20 protein-coding genes are annotated in these 21,830 nt (G+C 32.9%); 18 read left to right on the forward strand and 2 right to left on the reverse strand.

Features of this window, described 5'->3' with window-relative positions:
* The first annotated feature begins 2 nt into the window (after nucleotides 1-2).
* The 17 genes from LK443_RS09485 (at nucleotide 3) to LK443_RS07200 (ending at nucleotide 17,697) form a co-directional block, all read left to right on the forward strand.
* Nucleotides 3-644 carry a Fur family transcriptional regulator gene (locus LK443_RS09485; RefSeq protein WP_322563554.1) on the forward strand — a complete coding sequence of 214 codons (642 nt, stop codon included), beginning with the start codon at nucleotides 3-5 and terminating at the stop codon, nucleotides 642-644.
* Nucleotides 645-805: 161 nt separating this feature from the next.
* The gene (gene rpsU, locus LK443_RS07125) at nucleotides 806-979 is read left to right on the forward strand and encodes a 30S ribosomal protein S21 (RefSeq protein ID WP_005605651.1); all 174 of its coding nucleotides are present in this window, start codon (nucleotides 806-808) and stop codon (nucleotides 977-979) included.
* Between the two features lie 80 nt (nucleotides 980-1,059).
* Nucleotides 1,060-1,503, forward strand: a complete 444-nt coding sequence (locus tag LK443_RS07130; RefSeq protein ID WP_227931247.1) for a GatB/YqeY domain-containing protein — start codon at nucleotides 1,060-1,062, stop codon at nucleotides 1,501-1,503.
* Nucleotides 1,504-1,660: 157 nt separating this feature from the next.
* Nucleotides 1,661-2,641: a PhoH family protein gene (locus LK443_RS07135; RefSeq protein ID WP_227931248.1), complete on the forward strand. Its 981-nt coding sequence runs from the start codon at nucleotides 1,661-1,663 to the stop codon at nucleotides 2,639-2,641.
* A gap of 18 nt (nucleotides 2,642-2,659) precedes the next feature.
* The gene (locus LK443_RS07140) at nucleotides 2,660-4,849 is read left to right on the forward strand and encodes an HD family phosphohydrolase (RefSeq protein WP_227931249.1); all 2,190 of its coding nucleotides are present in this window, start codon (nucleotides 2,660-2,662) and stop codon (nucleotides 4,847-4,849) included.
* Between the two features lie 12 nt (nucleotides 4,850-4,861).
* The gene (gene ybeY, locus LK443_RS07145) at nucleotides 4,862-5,347 is read left to right on the forward strand and encodes an rRNA maturation RNase YbeY (RefSeq protein WP_006702499.1); all 486 of its coding nucleotides are present in this window, start codon (nucleotides 4,862-4,864) and stop codon (nucleotides 5,345-5,347) included.
* Nucleotides 5,340-5,723: a diacylglycerol kinase family protein gene (locus LK443_RS07150; protein WP_227931250.1), complete on the forward strand. Its 384-nt coding sequence runs from the start codon at nucleotides 5,340-5,342 to the stop codon at nucleotides 5,721-5,723. The genes ybeY and LK443_RS07150 overlap by 8 nt, the downstream gene beginning before the upstream one ends.
* Nucleotides 5,724-5,733: 10 nt before the next feature.
* Entirely contained in the window at nucleotides 5,734-6,642 is a 909-nt protein-coding gene (gene era, locus LK443_RS07155) for a GTPase Era (RefSeq protein ID WP_227931251.1), read from the forward strand.
* A gap of 9 nt (nucleotides 6,643-6,651) precedes the next feature.
* The gene (recO, locus tag LK443_RS07160) at nucleotides 6,652-7,446 is read left to right on the forward strand and encodes a DNA repair protein RecO (RefSeq protein ID WP_227931252.1); all 795 of its coding nucleotides are present in this window, start codon (nucleotides 6,652-6,654) and stop codon (nucleotides 7,444-7,446) included.
* A gap of 145 nt (nucleotides 7,447-7,591) precedes the next feature.
* A complete protein-coding gene (gene ruvA, locus LK443_RS07165; protein ID WP_227931253.1) occupies nucleotides 7,592-8,188 on the forward strand; it encodes a Holliday junction branch migration protein RuvA in 597 nt (198 codons plus the stop codon).
* Between the two features lie 14 nt (nucleotides 8,189-8,202).
* The gene (gene ruvB / locus LK443_RS07170; protein WP_227931254.1) at nucleotides 8,203-9,201 is read left to right on the forward strand and encodes a Holliday junction branch migration DNA helicase RuvB; all 999 of its coding nucleotides are present in this window, start codon (nucleotides 8,203-8,205) and stop codon (nucleotides 9,199-9,201) included.
* 19 nt (nucleotides 9,202-9,220) lie between these two features.
* Nucleotides 9,221-10,258: a tRNA preQ1(34) S-adenosylmethionine ribosyltransferase-isomerase QueA gene (gene queA / locus LK443_RS07175; RefSeq protein ID WP_227931255.1), complete on the forward strand. Its 1,038-nt coding sequence runs from the start codon at nucleotides 9,221-9,223 to the stop codon at nucleotides 10,256-10,258.
* Between the two features lie 20 nt (nucleotides 10,259-10,278).
* Nucleotides 10,279-10,878 carry a uracil-DNA glycosylase family protein gene (locus LK443_RS07180; RefSeq protein WP_227932468.1) on the forward strand — a complete coding sequence of 200 codons (600 nt, stop codon included), beginning with the start codon at nucleotides 10,279-10,281 and terminating at the stop codon, nucleotides 10,876-10,878.
* Nucleotides 10,878-11,369 carry a peroxiredoxin gene (locus LK443_RS07185; protein WP_227931256.1) on the forward strand — a complete coding sequence of 164 codons (492 nt, stop codon included), beginning with the start codon at nucleotides 10,878-10,880 and terminating at the stop codon, nucleotides 11,367-11,369. Before LK443_RS07180 ends, LK443_RS07185 begins: the two co-directional genes overlap by 1 nt.
* Before the next feature lie 14 nt (nucleotides 11,370-11,383).
* Nucleotides 11,384-12,325 carry a prolyl aminopeptidase gene (gene pip / locus LK443_RS07190; protein ID WP_227931257.1) on the forward strand — a complete coding sequence of 314 codons (942 nt, stop codon included), beginning with the start codon at nucleotides 11,384-11,386 and terminating at the stop codon, nucleotides 12,323-12,325.
* A 320-nt stretch (nucleotides 12,326-12,645) separates the two neighbouring features.
* Entirely contained in the window at nucleotides 12,646-16,212 is a 3,567-nt protein-coding gene (locus LK443_RS07195) for a Cna B-type domain-containing protein (RefSeq protein WP_227931258.1), read from the forward strand.
* A 121-nt stretch (nucleotides 16,213-16,333) separates the two neighbouring features.
* A protein-coding gene (locus LK443_RS07200) for an IS3 family transposase (protein WP_227931110.1) occupies nucleotides 16,334-17,697 on the forward strand; the annotation gives its coding sequence in 2 pieces (ribosomal slippage) (nucleotides 16,334-16,775 and nucleotides 16,775-17,697; 1,365 coding nt in all).
* A gap of 610 nt (nucleotides 17,698-18,307) precedes the next feature.
* Here the strand turns inward: LK443_RS07200 and LK443_RS07205 are convergent.
* Both LK443_RS07205 and LK443_RS07210 read right to left on the reverse strand, forming a co-directional pair.
* Nucleotides 18,308-18,466, reverse strand: a complete 159-nt coding sequence (locus LK443_RS07205; protein WP_227931259.1) for a hypothetical protein — start codon at nucleotides 18,464-18,466, stop codon at nucleotides 18,308-18,310.
* 114 nt (nucleotides 18,467-18,580) lie between these two features.
* Nucleotides 18,581-20,104, reverse strand: a complete 1,524-nt coding sequence (locus LK443_RS07210; RefSeq protein WP_227931260.1) for an AMP-binding protein — start codon at nucleotides 20,102-20,104, stop codon at nucleotides 18,581-18,583.
* 156 nt (nucleotides 20,105-20,260) lie between these two features.
* Here LK443_RS07210 and gtfA point away from each other — a divergent pair, with 156 nt between their 5' ends.
* Nucleotides 20,261-21,703: a sucrose phosphorylase gene (gene gtfA / locus LK443_RS07215; protein WP_227931261.1), complete on the forward strand. Its 1,443-nt coding sequence runs from the start codon at nucleotides 20,261-20,263 to the stop codon at nucleotides 21,701-21,703.
* Nucleotides 21,704-21,830: the final 127 nt, after the last annotated feature.

The following is a 21,830-nucleotide window of genomic DNA, read 5'->3' on the forward strand; positions in this document are numbered from 1 at the left end:
TTATGCCACACAATTACGAACACGAATGTTGTCACCATAACGATAATCATAAAAAAGAATGCTGTCATCACCATGAAGTAGAGCATACGAAACATGAATGCTGTCACAATCATGGTGAAGAACATTCCCATCATAAGCATGAATGTTGTCATCACGATAAAGAAGCACATCACCATTCAAGTAAAAATGAAAAACAGCACCAACACTGTCATTGTCATCATGGGCAAATTGAAAAGGCGATTCAGTTATTAAAGCAAGCAGGATTCAAGTATACGAGTAAACGTGAGAAAATCATTGAAATTTTTAGTCACGAAGATCGTTATTTATCTGCTAAACAAGTACAACAATTATTAGAAACTGATTTTCCAAATATGAGTTATGATACCATTTATCGTAATTTATATGACTTTACCGACTTAGGTATTTTAGAAACAATGGAATGGAATGGTGAAAAATTATTCCGTTTTGGTTGCAGTCATGAAGGACATCATCATCATTTTATTTGTGAAAAATGTGGACGAACAAAAGAAATTGAATTTTGTCCAATGACTTATTTTGAAACACAATTAGAAGGGTGTGAAGTACATTCGCATCGATTTGAAGTATTTGGATTATGTGAAAAATGTGCCCATGCAGCTTCTTAACCCAGAGTCAAAATTGAAATTTTTTCCGGTAAAATTTTTAGTTTATCTAATTGACAATTGAGCAAACCTTTTCTATAATAAAAAAAGGACATTTCGTTTGTTTGGTTATTCTATTCAAAAGAAAACAGTTACTTTTAATGCTCGGAGGGAGGGAATAGGATATGTCAAAAACAGTTGTTCGTAAAAACGAATCACTTGATGATGCTCTTCGTCGCTTCAAACGTACTGTTTCAAAAACTGGTACTTTACAAGAGGCTCGTAAACGTGAGTTTTATGAAAAACCAAGTGTAAGACGTAAGAAAAAATCAGAGGCAGCTCGTAAACGTAAGTTCTAGTCAACTCTGTGTATCATATGACTAAGTAAAGGCTGGGATTTACGTCTCAGTCTTTTTCGTATTTTTAAGGAGTGAAAAACATGAGTTTAAAAGAAATATTAAATAATGATATTAAAACAGCTATGAAAGCTAAAGATAAAGAAACTTTAGCAGTATTAAGAATGATTAAAACAGCAGTTCAAGCAGCAGAAATCGATAAAAAAGAAGAATTAAATGCTGAAGAAGAATTAACGATTTTAGCACGTGAAGCAAAACAACGTCGTGAATCATTAGCAGAATTTGTGAAGGCAGGACGTGATGAATTAGTTGCTAAAACAGAAGTAGAAATCGAAATTGTAGAACGTTACTTACCAAAACAATTATCAGTAGAAGAAGTAAAAGAAGTTATTGCCACTGTAGCTGAAAAAATTGGTGCAACAACTCAAAAAGAATTTGGTAAATTAATGGGTGCTGTGATGCAAGAATTAAAAGGAAAAGCAGACGGCAATGTCATTAAAGAACAAGTAAAAGCTCATTTAGGATAATCATACTTTAATAGAGTTTTCTTTCATTCAGAATGAAAGAAATTATACCGTAGAAATTAAATTCTGCGGTATTATTTTTTGTATTAGAAAATTTCTCCACAATAAATTCATAGATAGAACTGGCTAAAATATGCTATAATAATGCTATATACAATAAATGGAGGTTAACAGTGTGGCAGAAGAAATCTATAAACAAGCGTTAGAAATCCAAGATCAACCACAACTTGTTCAATTATTTGGTTCACAGGATCAACATTTGAGATTATTGGAAGAAACGTTTGAAACACTTATTACTCATCGTGAAGAACAATTGTTAATTTCCGGTGAAGAAGAGTCTGTAAAACAAACGATAATGTTATTAGAACAACTACAAGAATTAATTGGTCGAGGAATTTCTATTTCTCAAACAGATATCGTCACAGCGATTAAAATGGCGAAAAGAGGGACATTAGATTATTTCTTAAATTTATATAATGAGGAAATTGGTCGAACATTTTCAGGCAAACCTATTCGTGCAAAAACATTTGGGCAACAACAATATATTCATGCAATTAAGAAAACGGATATGGTTTTTGGGATTGGACCTGCAGGAACTGGGAAAACTTTCGTAGCAGTTGTAATGGCAGTTCAAGCTTTGAAAAAAGGTCAAGTCAAGAAAATTATTTTAACACGACCAGCTGTTGAAGCCGGAGAAAACTTAGGATTTTTACCCGGGGATTTAAAAGAAAAGGTTGATCCATATTTACGTCCGATTTATGATGCGTTATATGCGATTTATGGAGTAGAACATACGAATCGTTTATTGGAACGAGGAGTGATAGAAGTAGCTCCACTTGCTTATATGCGTGGACGTACATTAGAAGAAGCATTTATTATTTTAGATGAAGCACAAAATACAACAAGAGCTCAAATGAAAATGTTCCTAACTCGTTTAGGATTTGGTTCAAAAATGATTATTAATGGGGATAAGACACAAGTAGACTTACCAAAAGGAAGTCATATGAGTGGTTTAGTAGATGCTGAAAATAAACTAAAAGGCATTAGCGGTATTTCTTTTGTGGAATTTGATGCATTTGATGTCGTTCGTCATCCATTAGTATCAAGTATTATTGATGCCTATTCAGATCAAGGTGAATAAGTAAGGAGTAAATGAAAAATGAGACAGAAACTACGAAAATTTCAGGAAGTTTTGGGCATTTTCTATTTGCCCTTGCTTCTTTTTGTAACATTTATTGCATTGTTAGTGATTGGGTATAGCAGTGTGAAGCCAACAACCTACACTGTTGAATTAAATCAAGTTGCTAAAGAAACAATTCGAGCGCCAAGAACTTTGGAAGATAAAGCTCAAACAGAGAAAAATCAACAAATTGCAATGGATGCTGTCAGTGATGTATTAGTGTTTGACCAAGAACGATTAACAAAACAATTAACAAATATTCAGCAATTTTTCCAAGCGATTAAATCAGTCGCTTCTAAAGCATCCGCAGAAATTATTAAAACAGATCAAAGTAATTCCTCTGAAGAATCTGTGACAAGAGTGGCAACGACTCAAGAAAGAGTTCAATATTTTAAGAAATCACTTGAAAAAGAGAATCAATCCATTCGTGAGTTTGCAATTTTCATACCGGATAAATATATTTCTCAATTATTACAAGCGAATAATGATCAATTAGCTTCTTATGAGAAGACATTGAAATCAGTTGTAGAAAAACAAATGAAAAATGCTATTAGTGAAAGTAACGTTACAAAAGCTCAAGAAGAAGCAAAGAAAACTTTATTTTATAGCGACTATTCTGATACAGAAAGAGATTTATTAGGACAATTAGTCACTGTTTCGGTTATTGTCAATAATGTGGTGGATAAAGAAGCAACTCAAAAAGCAAAAGATGCCGCTAAAGCAGCTGTAACACCTGTAAAAATTTTGCAAGGTCAGGTACTGATTCAAGAGGGGCACGTTATCTCAAATCAAGAAATTCGCCTTATTGAGTTATTTGGCTTAAGGAATGGACAACCAAACTATCATGAATTATTGAGTTATTTGATACTTTTAACAGGAATCATCGTTTTCTTAGCTGTATATTTTTATAAACCTACTGCATCTGATAAACAAAATTCTAGTGATACAGCAACAGCTTTAACTGTTTTTAGTTTGATATTTGTTGCTGGGGCATTTCTCTTGAAAATTCTTGCTTTAGTACAACAAAGAGGAGTAGAACATATTGGATTAGTATTCCCAATTGCTGGTTTTATTTATCTGTTGTATCGATTAACAAAAAGTTTAAGATTAACGATTTTTTCAATTGTATTAATGCCAATTTTTTCATGGTATTATTTTTCTCAGCCAACGAATAGTTTGCACTTAATTTTAACAACAGTATTTCTTTCAATGATTGCATGGATTGGAATATTAAACGAAAACTTATGGCAAAATCAATCATGGATGAAACGATTTATGAAATATTTGTTTTATCCTGTGTTATTAGGAATTCCATTTGTATTTTATAGTAATTATGAATTTCAAACGCAACAAACGATGTTCGTCTTTCTATTTTTAGGATTAAGTGGATTTTTATCATTTCTAATACCAGTCATTTTAATGCCGTATTTAGCGTATGTATTTGAAGATAGTTCAGTATTATTATGGGCGGAATTATCGAATCCAAATCAGCCGTTATTAAAAGACCTAATTACTCAGGCTCCTGGAACGTATCACCATAGTTTAATGGTGGCAAATATTTCTGCAAACTGTGTAGAAGCAATTGGTGGCGACTCTCAATTAGCCAGAGTAGCCTGTTATTATCATGACATTGGAAAGTTAGAACATCCATTTTTCTTTATTGAGAACTTAGCAGGGCATATGGAATCACCTCATAAACAGTTAAAAGCTGAAGAATCTGCTCAGATTATTTTTAATCATGTGACAAAAGGGGTCGAAATTTTAACACAACATCAATTCCCTCAAGCAGTCATTGATATATGTGCGCAACATCATGGAACAACATTGATGAAATATTTCTATGCTGAAGCATTGAAAAATAATCCGGATGTGAAAGAGGAAGACTTCCGTTATCCAGGACCAAAACCTCAAACAAAAGAGGCAGCAATTATTAATATCGTGGATAGTGCAGAAGCAGCTACTCGTGCGATGAAAGAACCTACCTTAGAAAAGGTAGAAGCGTTAGTTCATTCGATTATTATGAATCGACTAGAAGATGAACAATTTATAGAATGTGATATTACGATGAAAGAAATTGCAATTGTAGAAAAAATGATTGTTACTTCTTTAAATGGAACTTTCCATTCAAGAATTGAATATCCTACAATCAAAAAACAAGAAACAAAGTAGAAAGGAAATATTATGTTTATTGAATTAATAGACGAAACCGAAGTAGTTAAAGAAGAATATCAAAAATTAGTAGAAGATGTCGTGTCATTTGCGAGTGACTATTTACATTATCCAGAAAATCGTGAATGCTGTATTTCATTTGTTTCAAGTGAAAGAATTCGTGAGATTAATCGAGATTTTAGAAATATTGATAAAGTAACGGATGTCATTAGTTTTGCTTTAGATGATGAAGATGAAGATATGGATCCAATTAAAAACTTTATGGCTTCAGACGAAAATTTTGTGACTTCCATCGGGGATATTATTATCTCAGTAGATCGTGCAAAGGAACAAGCAGAAGAATATGGGCATAGTTTAGAACGTGAATTAGGTTTCTTAGCTTTACATGGCTTTTTACATTTAAATGGTTATGATCATCAAACAGAAGAAGAAGAAAAAGAAATGACAGGCTTGCAAACAGAAATTTTAACAGCCTATGGTTTAACAAGAAATGCATAAACAAGTTGGAAAAAATCATCATTTCAAACAATCATTGCAACATGCTATTAATGGGATTCAAACGGTATTTCAAGATGAGAGAAATTTCAGATTCGATGTTGCAGCAGCTATTTTAGTGGTAATACTAGGAGTCTTATTAAAAATTGAAAGACTAGAATGGTATTGGATTATATTTTGTATCTTTTTAATGTTTATTTTAGAAATGTTAAATACCGTTGTAGAACAATTAGTCGATTTAATGGTAGAACATAACTATTATTTAGCTGCTAAAAAAGCAAAAGATGTAGCTGCAGGCGTTGTATTAATGGGATCTATTTTTGTTCTCTTAATGGCTTCTGTAATTTTTATTCCAAAGATTTTACAAATATTTTTATAAGGAGAGTCATATGTCAAAACAATTTAAATCAGGTTTTGTAGCAATTGTTGGTAGACCAAATGTAGGAAAATCTACTTTTATGAATTATGTATTAGGGCAAAAAATTGCGATTATGTCGGATAAAGCTCAAACAACACGTAACAAAATTCAAGGGGTTTATACAAATAAAGATTGTCAAATCGTCTTTTTAGATACTCCAGGAATTCATAAACCAAAGCATGAACTAGGAAACTTTATGGTGGAGAGTGCTTATTCTGCATTAAAAGAAGTGGATGCTGTATTATTTATGGTGAATGCTGCAGAAAAAAGAGGTCCTGGTGATGATTTCATTATTGAAAAATTAAAGAAAATTAAAACACCTGTATTTTTAGTGTTAAATAAAATTGATTTAATTTCTCCAGATGAATTATTAGACCGAGTTGAATCGTATCAAGAAACGATTCCATTTGCTGGAATTATTCCAATTTCAGTTTTACAAGGAAATAATGTTCAAGAATTGATGACAACTTTAACAAATCATTTACCAGAAGGTCCTCAATATTATCCAAGTGATCAAATTACAGATCATCCTGAATACTTCGTTGTATCTGAGTTAATTCGTGAGAAAATCTTACATTTAACAAAAGAAGAAATTCCTCACTCAGTAGCCGTTACTGTAGATAAAATGCAAAAAGATGAGTATGATAAAGTACATGTTTATGCCAATATTATTGTGGAACGTCCAACCCAAAAAGGAATTATCATCGGTAAAGGTGGTAAATTACTGAAAGAAATTGGTGTTAGAGCAAGAAAAGATATCGAACAATTACTAGGAAATAAAGTATATTTAGAATTATGGGTTAAAGTAGAAAAAGATTGGCGTAAGAAAAAAAGCCACTTACAAGACTTTGGCTATCGTACAACAGACTATAAAGATTAAGGTGAATTTATGGAATACTTTCAAAAGTTTACCGGCATTGTTTTATTCCGACAAGAATATAAAGAACATGATATGATTGTTAAGATTTTCTCTCGAGAGTTTGGGAAGCAAATGTTCTTTGTAAGAAATTTACAACGCTCGAGCCATCCTTTATCTGCAGCAACGTTACCATTTACGAGAGCTGTTTTTATCGGAACCATTCATCAAAATGGCTTTAGTTTTATAAGGGAATGCCTTGAAGTACAAAACCATCGACGTATTTATGAACAAATTGAAGTTCAAGCGGTTATGACGTATATGATGCAATTAGTCGATGCTGTGATGGAAGATCGTATCGTAAATACAGAGTTGTATGATTTATTAGAAAATTGCATTCGTGCAGTAGAAAATGATTTAGATCCATTTATTTTAATGCATTATTTTGAATTGAAAATGTTAAAATATTTTGGGGTTGCGTTTCAATGGCAACAGTGTTGTTTTTGCGAAGAGTCGGTCGGACCATTTGATATTTCGTTGAAACATCATGGATTATTCTGTTCGAAACATTTTGAGAAAGATGAAAAGAGATTACAGTTAAATCCAAAAGCTGTTCATATTGCCAGAATTCTTGTTGCTATGAAATCTCCCTTGCGAATTCAATCATTGAGTCTATCTTCAGAAACAAAAGCTGATTTAAAAAGGTTATGCGATTCATTGATGGATGAATATGTAGGGATTCGATTGAAAGGTAAAAAATTTATTGACAAAATGGAAGATTGGCAACAACAATTACAAATTCGTCGAAATAAAACAGAAGAAAAATGAAATGACTAACAAAGGAGAAGGGCGATAGAATAAAAATCTATCCTCTTTTTTTGTGCACAATTAATCTAGTTTTCTCAGTAGATTATTAGAATTTATACCGTTTTCGTGATACACTAATTAGGATGAAATAAAACGGAGGTATGAGATGTACGAGTATTTAAAAGGAGAATTAGTGGTAGTTCAGCCAACCTATATTGTCGTAGAAAATTATGGAATTGGGTATCAAATTATGTTTGCCAATCCTTATCGTATCCAATCAAAATTGAATGAAGTCATTCGAGTAGAGCTTCAACAAATTGTTCGAGAAGATTCAATTACATTGTATGGTTTTTTAAGTGATGAAGAAAAAGAATTATTCCAAAAATTAATTAGTGTTTCTGGAATTGGACCTAAAAGTGCAGTATCCATTTTAGCAAATGATGATGTGAATGGTTTTATTCAAGCAGTAGAATCAGGCAATATTACATATTTAACAAAATTTCCGGGAGTGGGTAAGAAAACTGCTCAACAAATTGTATTAGATTTAAAAGGAAAATTCACGAATATTGTTGTGGAAGAAGTAGCTACTCCAAAAGTAGAGACAACAACTGGGGTTAAACACTTAGAAGAAGCAAGAGAAGCATTATTAGGATTAGGATATTCTACCAAAGAAATTACAAAAGTTTGGAAAGAGTTAGAAACAGCAGCTCCTCAAACAACGCAAGAAGCATTATCCATTGCCTTTAAATTATTGATGAAATAGAAAGGAAGACTTGTGTGGAAAAACATCGATTTGTAGATGGTAGTCCCTTAGATGAACAAGAAGTGTCAACGGAATTATCATTACGACCGCAAAATTTACAACAATATATTGGTCAGCAAAAAGTAAAAGAAGAGTTATCCATTTATATTCAAGCAGCTCGTAGCAGGCAAGAAGCTTTGGATCATGTCTTATTATATGGCCCCCCTGGATTAGGGAAGACGACTCTAGCAATGGTGATTGCTAATGAATTAGAAGTAGGAATTAAAACAACGAGTGGACCAGCCATTGAACGACCTGGAGATTTAGTCGCTTTATTAAATGATTTAAATGCTGGAGATGTATTGTTTATTGATGAAATTCATCGATTACCTCGTGTAGTAGAAGAAATGCTCTACTCTGCAATGGAAGATTTCTTTGTGGATATTGTGGTAGGACAAGGACCCACGGCTCATCCCGTTCATTTTCCATTACCTCCTTTCACTTTAGTGGGAGCAACAACTCGTGCGGGTGCCTTATCTGCTCCATTAAGGGATCGTTTTGGAATTGTGTCCCATATGGAATATTATGATGAACAATCATTAACAGAAATTGTGAAGCGAACAGCTAGTGTATTTGAAAGTGAGATTCATGAAGAAGCAGCTCGAGAGGTTGCTCTTCGGTCAAGAGGAACGCCTCGTATTGCCAATCGATTATTAAAACGTGTGCGTGATTTTTCTCAAGTATATGAAGAAGGTGCCATTTCAAAAGAAATTACGCAAAAAGCGCTCAAAGTCCTTCAAGTAGATGAAAAAGGATTAGATGCGATTGATCGTAAATTATTAAATGCGATGATTGATTTATATGATGGTGGGCCAGTAGGATTAGGAGCGATTGCTGCCAATATTTCTGAAGATGCTGAAACAATCGAAGATATGTATGAACCGTATTTATTACAAATTGGATTTATGAAGCGAACTTCAAGAGGAAGAATGGTAACACCAGAAGCTTATGTTCATTTGAACAGAAGATATTAGATAGAAAGATGGAATAAGAATGAATTATACAACTCAAGATTTTGATTTTGAATTACCAGAAGAACTGATTGCTCAAACACCGTTGAAAGATCGGACTTCATCACGTTTATTAGTCGTTAATAAAACAGAACATAGTGTCATAGATAAACATTTTTCTGAAATTATCGATTATTTAGAAGAAGGTGATACATTAGTTGTCAATAATACGAGAGTATTGCCAGCGAGATTATATGGTGAAAAAGAGGGAACAGGCGCTCATATTGAAGTGCTACTATTGCACAATACGCATGGAGATTGTTGGGAAACTCTTGTAAAGCCAGCTAAAAGAATGAAAGTCGGAACAGTTGTATCCTTTGGTGATGGACGATTAAAGGCAACTGTGACAGAAGAATTAGAGCAAGGTGGAAGAATGATTGAATTTCAATACGATGGAGTATTTTTAGAAATTTTAGAATCATTAGGTGAAATGCCTTTACCACCGTATATCAAAGAACGATTAGAAGATCAAGAACGTTATCAAACAGTTTATGCAAAAGAAAATGGTTCTGCAGCTGCTCCAACAGCAGGGTTACATTTTACAAATGAATTAATGGAAAAAATTCAACAAAAAGGCATTCAAATTGTTCCGATTACCTTACATGTTGGATTAGGCACCTTTAGACCTGTTTCTGTAGATCACTTAGAAGACCATAAAATGCATTCGGAATATTATCATATTTCAAAAGAAACAGCAGAGGTCATTGCAGAAACAAAGAAAAATGGAAAACGAGTGATTGCGGTTGGGACTACTTCGATTCGTACATTAGAAACAGTAGGGTCCGCTAATCATGGAGAAATTGTTCCAAGTAGTGGATGGACAGATATTTTCATTTCCCCAGGATATGAATTTAAAGTAGTGGATGCTTTTATTACGAATTTCCATTTGCCGAAATCAACATTAGTGATGTTAGTGAGCGCTTATTTAGGGCGTGACTTTACATTAGAAGCTTATCATCATGCTATTCGTGAACGTTATCGTTTCTTTAGTTTTGGAGATGCTATGTTTGTTCATCGTTAAATCTATGATGAAAAATGGAGATGAGAACCGTGTCTTTTGAACAGTTAAAAGAACAAATTATGCAGGATGAAGAAAATCATGTCTTTACAGAACAAGGAATTGAACCATTATTTTGGATTCCGGAAACAGCTAAAATTTTAATTATTGGTCAAGCACCAGGATTGAAAGCTCAAGAAAGTCGTAAATTTTTCCTAGATAAAAGTGGAGACCGTTTAAGAGAATGGCTTGGAATTGATGAAATGCTATTTTACGAATCAGGATTATTTGCAGTGGTTCCAATGGATTTTTACTATCCTGGAAAAGGAAAAAGTGGAGATAAACCACCTCGAAAAGGATTTGCATCAAAATGGCATCCATTAGTTTTACCATTATTGAAACAAGTCGAGTGCATCCTGTTAGTTGGATCATATGCACAAAACTATTATCTAAAAGAAACGAAAAAAGAAAATGTAACTGAAACTGTAAGAAATTACTCTGAATACTTGCCAAACTATTTTCCATTGGTACATCCTTCCCCTTTAAATATAAGGTGGATGAAGAAAAATCCATGGTTTGAAGAAGAAGTATTACCAGAATTAAAAATGATTGTAAAAAATATAATAAAAAAGGAGAATGAATGATGTTTATTACACGACACAATGCCCCATATGAATTAAAAGGAGAATTACCAATAGTAGGAGAAAAAGCTCCTCACTTTTCATTAGAATGTATTCATGGAGAAATAAAAACTCCAGAATCATTTGCTGGAAGAGTAACGTTAATCAGCGTTGTTCCAGATATTAATACTCGAGTTTGCGATATTCAAACAAAATCCTTCCATAAAAAAATGAAAGAACATCCAAGTATTCAATTAGTGACGATTAGTAAAAATAACAAAGACGAATTTAAAAATTGGTGTTCGGCAAATGATGTTGCTATGGAAATGTTATGTGATGTTGATTTTACATTTGGAGAAGCATATGGTATTTATGTTCCTGAATTAAGCGTAGACCAACGTTCGATTTTTGTACTCGATCAAAATGGAACAATTGTTTATCAAGAAATTGTTCAAGAAATGACAGATGAACCAAATTACGATGAAGCCATTCGAGTAGCATTAACTCACTTATAAAAGGGGGAGAAATAATGGAAAACGTTAGTTTATTTCCACCAATTGAACCTTTTAATGAGTTTTACTTAGAAGTTTCTTCAGCACATCAACTATTTGTGATGGAATCAGGAAATCCAAGTGGAAAGCCGGTCATTATTGTTCATGGTGGACCAGGAGGAGGTTCAAGTCCGGTAACCCGTCAATTGTTTAATCCGGAGGTTTACCGTATGATTCAATTTGACCAACGTGGTTGCGGGAAAAGTGTACCGTTTCTTTCATTAGAGGAGAATACCACGCAACATTTAGTTTCTGATATGGAGAAAATCCGTGAAAAGCTTGGAATTGAAAAATGGATTGTGTTCGGTGGAAGTTGGGGGACGACTTTATCTCTTCATTATGCCATCCAATATCCAGAAAGAGTTATGGGATTAATTCTACGTGGGATTTTCTTAGGGAGACAAGAAGATACTGATTGGTTGTACCAAAAAGGAGCTAGTGATTTCTTCCCAGATCAATTTGCGCCTTATTTGAACCATATTCCAGTTGAAGAACAAGATGATTTAGTAACAGCTTATTATAAAAGGTTAACTAGTGATGATGCGTCTATCCGTTTAGAAGCTGCTCGTCAATGGGCTAGATGGGAAGGTGGCATTGTTACCTTATTACCTAGAAAAACTATTGGTGAGGAATCAGACGAAGATATGCTTGCGATAGCCATTATGGAATGTCATTATTTCTACCATCATTGCTTTGTAGAAGATGATAATTATATTCTTAATCATGCAGATTCATTAAAAGGTATTCCAATTAAAATTGTTCATGGTAGATATGATGTCGATTGCCGTCCAAGTGGGGCATATGATTTACATCAAAAATTGCCACATGCTGAATTAGTCATTTCTACTGCTGCAGGACATGCACAAATGGAACCATCAACGGTCAAAGAATTAATGAGATTTGCAAGGGAGTTTGAATAATTTTCTTTGGAAGTTATTTCTGTATACTGATACAACATTAGGGGATAGTTTAAAATTTTGCTGAATTGTTTGATATGAATGACAGATAACGCTGGTAATAAAGTAAGCTATTTGATATACTATATTTATATATATAAAGATGAAAGAAGTTGACACACAATGAAAAGTATGTACACAATTTTTAGACAGACAGACAGACAGAACTAGCCTTCTGCTTATTTGATAGTATCAATTTTTAATTAGCGATAGTATACACTATCGTCATTTTTTATTAAAAGCAATTATAATAAACTAAGCAAAGTGAGGTAATTGAGGTAATTATGGTTAAAAGAAAGAGAAAATTTAAATTACTTGTATCTATCATATTGGTGTCACTGCTATTTTTAGGGCATCTGGTTTCAGGATATACAACATTTGCAGACAATCAAGGTGAAAACAATTCTGAGGATAACGAATACAGTCTTAATCTCAGATTGTTTCGTCCTGATTTTTCTAATTTTGAAAGCATATTTGCAACATACACAAATTATTGGATGCATGACCCTGAACAAAAGGTTTTTGACCAAGATGAATGGGCATTAAAAGATTTTCTTGTTGAACATGAGCTTCATATAGAGGGAGAAGCAAATACAGTTGTAAAAAATATGACATATACGGCAGAGATCTACAACTGGGATGGAAATATATCCTTTGAAGATATAAAGATTCCATACAACAAGGTAGAAGTAGAATATTATAATAAAGATGACGGAAATCCGGTGGAGCCATATCTACTTCATTATGATTTATATCTTAAAAAAGCCGATGGAAAAATGATCCTGAAAATTCCAAGACTTGCACCAAAGGCAACATATACAGGTTCAATCGAAGATGTAAAATTGATTATTGTAAAAGAAATTAAAATTGGCGAAGCTGATCCTGAAAGGAACAATGTATATTTAGATGGTGTTTCAGGCGATGATAGCTTAGATGGGAAATTGGGCAGAGCTGTCAAATCTTTTGCTCGAGCAAAGGAAATAGCTACTAACAATCAGAAAATAAAGAGAATTATTGTAATTGGTACTACTCGTATAGAAGGTGAAGTATCATTAGCAGGAACGAATGCAAAGATACTCAGAGGAAAAGATTTTAATGATTATTTGTTCCGTGTAGAGTCTGGAAAAGAAGCCACACTATCGGATATTGCAGTTGATGGCAATGGAGAAAATAATAAAACAATTGAAAAATCTCTTGTTGAGGTGAATAGTAAAGCAATATTAAATATTAATGATGGCTCAGTTTTAAAGAATAATCAAATCAAAGCTATCGAAGATACTGCAACGATAGGGGGTGCTATTTATGCGTCATCTGCAACCATAAATATGACGGGTGGAAGCGTTGAAAACAATCAAGCGACATATGGCGGAGGAATTTATTTAGATAGTTCCACAATGAATTTTTCTGGTGGAACTGTTCAAAATAATAAATCCGATTTAGTTATAGATAGAAGTGTTTCACCTACTCAATATTATTCAGCTGGTGGTGGAATACTTGCAAATGAGGGATCTACTATAAATATGTCTACCGATGCAAAAGTATTAAATAACTATGCACAAGAAATTGGTGGTGGAATCAGCTTAGGTTCTAACCAATGGGGTGCTACAAATGTTCTAAAAATGAGTGGTGGAACAATTGATGGCAATATAGCGGGTTCAGCTGGTGGTGGAATTTTTGTTCAAGCAAAGTATTTTAGTGGTGGTGCTTCTAAAGCATATATTGATGGAGGTAAAATTACCAATAATGAGATGGATGCAAGTGGATATACTGAAAAAATGTTTGGCGGTGGTAGAATCTATGTAAATGGTGCGAATAATAATTATAATGTTCAAGGTGCTAATGGTGAGCTTTACCTAAAGAATGTTGTAATCACTGATAATGAATCCATAGAAGAAGGCGCTGGATATGCTTCATGCCCAATATCAAAAACTAAAATTTATGTGACAAATGGTGCTGCTATCTACGGCAATAAAACGACTTCAAATGTTAATGAAATCTATATATTATGTATGAAAAATCTATGGCTTCATGGTGGTAATCCTGAATATGATATTTCCAAAAGGATGTTAGGAGGAGTACCATACAACTGGAAAAATGAGGATAATTCTCCTTTAGATGAAAGTAAGCATAAGGGCATTTTAAGTAAGGATGGAGAATATCTAGGTTTACACACAGATGAGAAAGGTAATGAATTAACTGCAAATCTCAAAAAAGTATTAATTAGTGGTAACAAATCAAAAACTAAAGGTGGTGGTATTGGTAGCAATGGTACTGTTACTATAGGTACAGAAGAAACGACAAGTGTATCGGTAGAAAAGAAATGGATAGAGGATAATAACGTTGATCAAAAGCACCCGGAATCAGTTACGGTTAAATTAATTGCCAATATCGAAAATAAAGAATATGAAATCGAAAGCAGACAATTAAGTGAAGAAAATAATTGGAAAACAACTTTTACTGATTTACCTACTAAAGCAGGTGAAAAAGATATAATTTACTCTATAAAGGAAGTTAAAGTAGATGGGTATACTGGGAAAATCACAGGAACAGCTAAAGATGGATTTGTAGTAACAAATACAAGAGAAGTAGAAAAAGTATTCGTTGAAGGTGCTAAGACTTGGAACGATAAAAACAATCAAGACGGAAAGAGACCAACAGAAATCACAATCAATCTGTTAAAGAACGGAACTAAAGTGGCTACAAAGAAAGTTACCGAAAAAGATGGCTGGAAATGGAAATTTGAAAATCTTGACAAATATGAAAATGGGGAATTGATCAACTACACAATCGTAGAAGAAAAGGTAGAAGGTTATACAACAGAAGTAGAAGGATATAATGTTAAGAACTCATACACACCAAGAAAGACAAGTATACAGGTAACAAAGGCTTGGAAAGATGGAAATAACCAAGATAAGAAGAGACCTGATAGTGTAACAATAGAATTACTAGCAGACGGAAAAGAAACAGGAAAGAAAGTTGTATTAACAAAAGATAATAACTGGACAGGAAGTTTCACAGACCTTGATGAATACAAAGACGGAAAGAAAATAGTATATACAGTTAAGGAAAAAGCTGTAGGAAATGGTTATGTAAGTGTTGTTACAGGAACAGCTAAAGATGGATTTGTAGTAACAAATACAAGAGAAGTAGAAAAAGTATCCGTTGAAGGTGCTAAGACTTGGAACGATAAAAACAATCAAGACGGAAAGAGACCAACAGAAATCACAATCAATCTATTAAAGAACGGAACAAAAGTAGCTACAAAGAAAGTTACGGAAAAAGATGGCTGGAAATGGAAGTTTGAAAATCTTGACAAATATGAAAATGGGGAATTGATCAACTACACAATCGTAGAAGAAAAGGTAGAAGGTTATACAACAGAAGTAGAAGGATATAATGTTAAGAACTCATACACACCAGGAAAGACAAGTATACAGGTAACAAAGGCTTGGAAAGATGGAAATAACCAAGACGGAAAGAGACCTGATAGTGTAACAATAGAATTACTAGCAGACGGAAAAGAAACAGGAAAGAAAGTTGTATTAACAAAAGATAATAACTGGACAGGAACTTTCACAGACCTTGATGAATACAAGGCAGGCAAAAAGATTGAATATACAGTCAAGGAAGAAGCTGTAGGAAATGGTTATACAAGTGTTGTTACAGGAACAGCTAAAGATGGATTTGTAGTAACTAATGTTAGAACACCAAATGTACCGCCTGAAAAACCAAATAAAGAATTACCAAAAACAGGAGATGGAATGAATTCATCTTTATATGGGGGGCTTATGTTAACATCAGGTTCTTTGCTGTTACTTATTGGATATATACGCAAAAAATATATAAAGTAGCAATAACTATTAAATAAAACACATTATCTGAGGGGCGACTATATGTAAAATAAAAACCACTAGTTCTGTACTGCACCCCAAAAGTTAGACATGAAAAATCTAACTTTTGGGGTGTTTTTTAATGAAATTAACTTATGAAGATAAAATAGAAATTTATCAACTAAGAAAACAAGGTGAAAGTTTAAAGAATCTTTCAAAGAAATACGATATTGCCGATTCTAATATTAAATACTTAGTTCGATTGATTGATCAATATGGAATAGAAATTGTTAAAAAAGAAAAAAATCGTTACTATTCACCAAAACTAAAGCAGGAAATAATGAATAAAGTTCTTTTAGAAGGTCGTTCACAAACAAGTGTGGCTATTGATTATGCACTTCCTAATCGTTCCCTACTTTCAAATTGGCTAGCACAATATAAGAAAAATGGGTATACTATTGTTGAGAAAACAAGAGGGAGACCAAATTCAATGGGACGTAAGCCAAAGAAAAAATTAGAAGAAATGACAGAATTAGAACATCTTGAATTAGAAAATCTATACTTAAAGGCGGAAATTGCTGTTCTAAAAAAGTTGAGGGAACTACGATTGAAGGAGGAAAAAGAGAAAGAAGAAAAACTGAAATTGTTCAAGAATTAATCAATGAATTTCCATTGGATATTCTTCTTAAAGTAATTAATTTAGCTCGTTCAACGTACTATTACCATTTAAAACAAATGAACCAACCGGATAAGGATCAACAGCTTAAAGATGAAATACAAGATATTTTTACAGAACATAAGGAAAACTATGGTTACCGTAGAATTCATTTAGAATTAAGAAATCGTGGCTTTAAAGTGAATCATAAGAAGGTACAACGCTTAATGAAAGCACTTGGTTTAATTGCCCGTATTCGTCGTAAACGCAAATATTATTCATACCAAGGAGATGTTGGAAAGAAATCAGATAATCTGATTCAACGTGATTTTGAAGGATCTAAACCAATGGAAAAATGTTACACAGATGTAACGGAGTTTGCCATTCCAAGTAGTGAACAGAAACTATATTTATCACCAGTCTTAGATGGATTTAACAGTGAAATTATTGCGTTCAATCTTTCTCGTTCACCTAACTTACATCAACTAAAGGCAATGTTAAACGAGGCATTTACAGATGAAAAATACAAAAATACTATTCTCCACAGTGACCAAGGTTGGCAATACCAGCATGATTCTTATCATCGATTTTTAGAAAGTAAAGATATAAAGCCGTCTATGTCACGTAAGGGGAACAGTGCAGATAATGGTATGATGGAATCTTTCTTTGGTATTTTGAAATCAGAAATGTTTTATGGATTTGAAAAAGAATTTAAGTCTCTTGAGGAATTAGAGAAAGCTATTATCGATTATATTGATTATTACAACAACAAACGTATAAAAATTAAACTGGATGGACTAAGTCCTGTAAATTACAGAATAACTCATTCAAACTCTGCTCGTATTGCTTAACTAGTAAATCTAATTGAAAGTTTAATAATATTTCCAAGAAAAAACGCGCCAAAAATTTTGGCGCGAACCCCCTAGGGGGTTATTCATACATTTTGTTTTATTAATCAAAAAGAGACGACTTAAGTCGTCTCAAAAAAGTCTAACTTTTTGGGGTCACTTCATTCAACTAGTGGTTTTTATTAATACTTATTTATAGACTTTTTATCATACTCTCTTGGGGAGAGTGTATAAACGGCCTCTCTCAACATATTTTTTATATTAAAAATTGCACTGATTACTCAAATACACAATAATTAATGAAGCGATAAAAATGAAAACAACCAGCTTAATTGCTGAAGAGAACTTTTGTGTATGTATCAACTGTTTTGAAACTTCATTCAAGCATCGATATTAAAAGAATCAACTCTTAGAAGTCGATTTTTTTAGTGGGTGCATGTGCAATTTCTATCGTGTAATTGTATCAATTTTATAGTTGCAATGAACCATTTTCGGTGTGAATTGTTCGAAGATATCTTGACATTTTCATTTTGTTTTCTTTTTTGTACACGTAATTGTTTCTTCTTCAGTTTCCTCTTCTGACGTTTCTTGTTGAGACATTTCTTCTTCCGAATCAAACAAACTCATTTGATTTGGATGTACTGTCATTTTTTTCTGAAGATTTACCGAACAGTTTTTTAAAAATTCTAATTCTTAGTTTTAGGATAGGTGTATGTTTTTTCCTCTTTTGTGTTTTTTGATGAACGTTTAGTGGCACAATTTGTTTTGTCATTTTACTTCCTCCATTTCTACTGCTATAGAAGAAGTTACGAACCGATGATAGACACCTTGTTATAGGACGCTTATGTTCGATACGGAAGTTTCTTTTGATGTTTTGGTTAAAATTTTAATGAAACAACAATTGTTCTAGTTCACGTCGTTGTACTTTCATGGTTGCTGTTCTTGGGATTTTTTCGTATTCCATCATAATTGGCTCATTTAGATGAGGTAAGTTTTCAATAGCTTTAAACCATAATTCATCTTGGAAGAGTTCTCCATCGGCAATAGCTACAATTGGTTGAGGATAGCCCTGATTATCACGAATAATGACGACTTCTTCTAGGAAGGGTAGATGGTCTAGTAAATAATCTTCAATAGCTAGTGTACTTTCCAAAGTTTCTACTAGGTCTACTTGACGGTCATGAAGGAGTAATTCACCTTTATCATTGATAAGCCCGTAATCACCAGTATCCCACCATTCATCATATACATTTTCTTGGAATCGAGCATCTTCTTTAAAGTACGTTAACGCTCGTCCTTTAGAATATAATTGAATGTTTCCTGGTGTATTCGCTGGTAGAAGTGTTCCGTCATTTGTTGCAATTCTTGCTTTTGTAAAATGTTCAAATCCAATCCCCATATTTCGGATATTGATTGCTGGTAATGATTCTAATGTGTGTTTACGAACGATTGCAGGTCCGCATTCACTTTGTCCATATATTTGTAAATAAATACCATTTTTCTCACGATTCGTTTTTAAGAAAGTAGCCATCGTTTTTTTATTAATCGCATCAAATGTCGAGTGATAATAGCGAGTATGTTCAAATAAGTCTGGGCGATTTTTAGCCAATGTAGCCCATTGAACAAAATTATTCGGATGTGTTTCAATTCCAATTGGTTGGTATTGTTGCAGTAAATGCTCGATATTTTGAATACTAGGATCTTTAATCGCTAAATAAGGAAATCCTAAACTCATTAAAGAAGACATTCCAATATTAAAACGAGAGTGTACTGGAGAAATATGGAATGCTAGCAATCCTTTTTCTTCCATTTTTGAAAAAATACTTTTTTGGAAAGCAGTTCTCCATCCCATGCTATTAGCAGAGTGTGCAATTAGTTTAGGAATACCGGTTGTACCAGAAGTGTGTGTCATATAACTAATTTCATTTGGATTAAGAGAAACGAAAGGGGTAATGGTTTCAGTTTGTTCTTGGATATCTTGTATAGAAAGAGCCTTCGCTTTATTCTTTTCTTGTAAAAGCATCACTTTCTCTGCTGTTTCATCATCATAAATTAACCAAGCATCTTCTAATCGGTCGAAAAATGTATCGATAATGGGAGTAGGAAGATGAGCAGAAGTCATGACAGGAATAGCTCCTAAATAAGAGATTGCACAAGCTAACCAATATGTATCGACAGCAGAAGATTTGTATACCATTACCTTTTCTGTTGCTTTAATTCCTAAACTAACTAATTGGAAGGCACGTTTTTGAATGAATTTCAAACTTTCTTGATACGTAGTTTTTAATCCAATTTCAGGAAAAGCAGATAACATTTCATCAATATAAATTTTTTTATCTGGAAAATTAGAACAAGCTTTTTCATAATTTTTGTATAAGTGTAAAGGTTCATGTTCGTATATATTAGGCATAATAACTTCCTTTCAAAAATAGTCTTTATCCAGTATACAGGAGAGATATAAAATTTGCAAAAAAATTTAAGCATAGCAGTATGCAAACGCTTTAATTTTTGGTAAAATATATTTATGCAACCGGTTTAATACTGGTACGAATAGGAGTTGATAAATGTGCAAATAAAAAACGAAGCAATGCTGATTACTTATTCAGATAGCTTAGGGAAAAACATGAAGGATCTAAAATTTGTTTTAGAAACTTACTTTAAAGAATCAATTGGAGGAGTACATTTACTTCCATTTTTTCCTTCAACAGGTGATAGAGGATTTGCACCAAGTGATTATACGACAGTTGATCCAGACTTAGGAAGCTGGGAAGATGTCGATGCATTAGGAGAGCAATATTACTTAATGTTTGATTTTATGATTAATCATATTTCTCGTGAATCAAAATTTTTTCAAGATTTCAAAAAGAATCATGAAAATTCTCCTTATAAAGATATGTTTATTCGTGTGCATGAATTTTTCCCACCAGGACGTCCAACACAAGAAGATATTGATTTAATTTATAAGAGAAAAGATAAAGCGCCTTTCCAAACAGTTCATTTCGAAGATGGTACAACAGAAGAAGTATGGAATACATTTGGCGAAGAACAAATTGATTTAGATGTCAAAAAAGAAATTGTAAAAGCATTTATTCGTGAAACGATTAAAGATATGGCAAGTCACGGATGTTCTTTAATTCGTTTAGATGCTTTTGCCTATGCTGTGAAAAAATTAGATACAAATGATTTCTTTGTAGAGCCTGAAATTTGGGATTTATTAGATGAAGTACGTGCAGAAGCTGCTAAATATCAAGTAGAATTATTACCTGAAATTCATGAACATTATTCGATTCAAATGAAAATTGCAAATCATGATTATTTCGTTTATGATTTTGCATTACCAATGGTTGTGTTATATTCACTTTATAGTGGGAAATCAAATCGCTTAGCTAATTGGTTAAAAATGAGTCCAATGAAACAATTTACAACATTAGATACACATGATGGCATTGGTGTTGTAGATGCAAGAGATTTATTAACAGATGAAGAATTAGATTATACTTCAGAACAATTGTATAAAGTTGGTGCGAATGTTAAGAGAGTGTATTCTAGTGAGAAATATAATAACTTGGATATTTATCAAATTAATAGTACTTACTATAGTGCATTAGGAAATGATGATGCCAGTTATTTATTATCAAGAATTTTACAATGCTTTGCTCCAGGAATTCCTCAAATTTATTATGTAGGATTATTAGCTGGAGAAAATGATATTGAACTTCTTGAAGCAACAAAAGAAGGACGTAATATTAATCGTCATTACTATACGTTAGAAGAAATTGAAAAAGAAGTTGAACGACCAGTTGTTAAACAATTAATATCATTATTACGCTTTAGAAATACTTCAAAAGCATTTGATTTGGAAGGGAAAATTGAAATTTCAACTCCAGATGAATCAACGATTGAAATTGTTCGTACAAGTGCTGATCAACAAACGAAAGCTCGTCTAGTAGCAAACTTAACAACAAAAGAATTTACGATTGAAGAAAATGGTGTAACCATTCAATTGTAAAATAGCAGTTATAAAAATCTGTTTTCAATCTTAATGAAATAATTTTCTTTTAAAAAAATTGTTTTCTCCTATTTACAAAATGAAGAAAATAGGTTATTATAATTATGTGATAAAAATAACAAGCAAC

The organism is Granulicatella elegans (assembly GCF_020735385.1).
GTDB classification, from domain to species: Bacteria; Bacillota; Bacilli; order Lactobacillales; family Aerococcaceae; genus Granulicatella; species Granulicatella elegans_B.

Coding starts and splice junctions, on each gene's coding strand:
- LK443_RS09485 (WP_322563554.1), top strand. CDS start 3: ATGCCACACAATTACGAACACGAATGTTGTCACCATAACGATAATCAT.
- rpsU (WP_005605651.1), top strand. CDS start 806: ATGTCAAAAACAGTTGTTCGTAAAAACGAATCACTTGATGATGCTCTT.
- LK443_RS07130 (WP_227931247.1), top strand. CDS start 1,060: ATGAGTTTAAAAGAAATATTAAATAATGATATTAAAACAGCTATGAAA.
- LK443_RS07135 (WP_227931248.1), top strand. CDS start 1,661: ATGGAGGTTAACAGTGTGGCAGAAGAAATCTATAAACAAGCGTTAGAA.
- LK443_RS07140 (WP_227931249.1), top strand. CDS start 2,660: ATGAGACAGAAACTACGAAAATTTCAGGAAGTTTTGGGCATTTTCTAT.
- ybeY (WP_006702499.1), top strand. CDS start 4,862: ATGTTTATTGAATTAATAGACGAAACCGAAGTAGTTAAAGAAGAATAT.
- LK443_RS07150 (WP_227931250.1), top strand. CDS start 5,340: ATGCATAAACAAGTTGGAAAAAATCATCATTTCAAACAATCATTGCAA.
- era (WP_227931251.1), top strand. CDS start 5,734: ATGTCAAAACAATTTAAATCAGGTTTTGTAGCAATTGTTGGTAGACCA.
- recO (WP_227931252.1), top strand. CDS start 6,652: ATGGAATACTTTCAAAAGTTTACCGGCATTGTTTTATTCCGACAAGAA.
- ruvA (WP_227931253.1), top strand. CDS start 7,592: ATGTACGAGTATTTAAAAGGAGAATTAGTGGTAGTTCAGCCAACCTAT.
- queA (WP_227931255.1), top strand. CDS start 9,221: ATGAATTATACAACTCAAGATTTTGATTTTGAATTACCAGAAGAACTG.
- LK443_RS07180 (WP_227932468.1), top strand. CDS start 10,279: ATGAGAACCGTGTCTTTTGAACAGTTAAAAGAACAAATTATGCAGGAT.
- LK443_RS07185 (WP_227931256.1), top strand. CDS start 10,878: ATGTTTATTACACGACACAATGCCCCATATGAATTAAAAGGAGAATTA.
- pip (WP_227931257.1), top strand. CDS start 11,384: ATGGAAAACGTTAGTTTATTTCCACCAATTGAACCTTTTAATGAGTTT.
- LK443_RS07195 (WP_227931258.1), top strand. CDS start 12,646: ATGGTTAAAAGAAAGAGAAAATTTAAATTACTTGTATCTATCATATTG.
- LK443_RS07205 (WP_227931259.1), bottom strand. CDS start 18,466: ATGACAAAACAAATTGTGCCACTAAACGTTCATCAAAAAACACAAAAG.
- LK443_RS07210 (WP_227931260.1), bottom strand. CDS start 20,104: ATGCCTAATATATACGAACATGAACCTTTACACTTATACAAAAATTAT.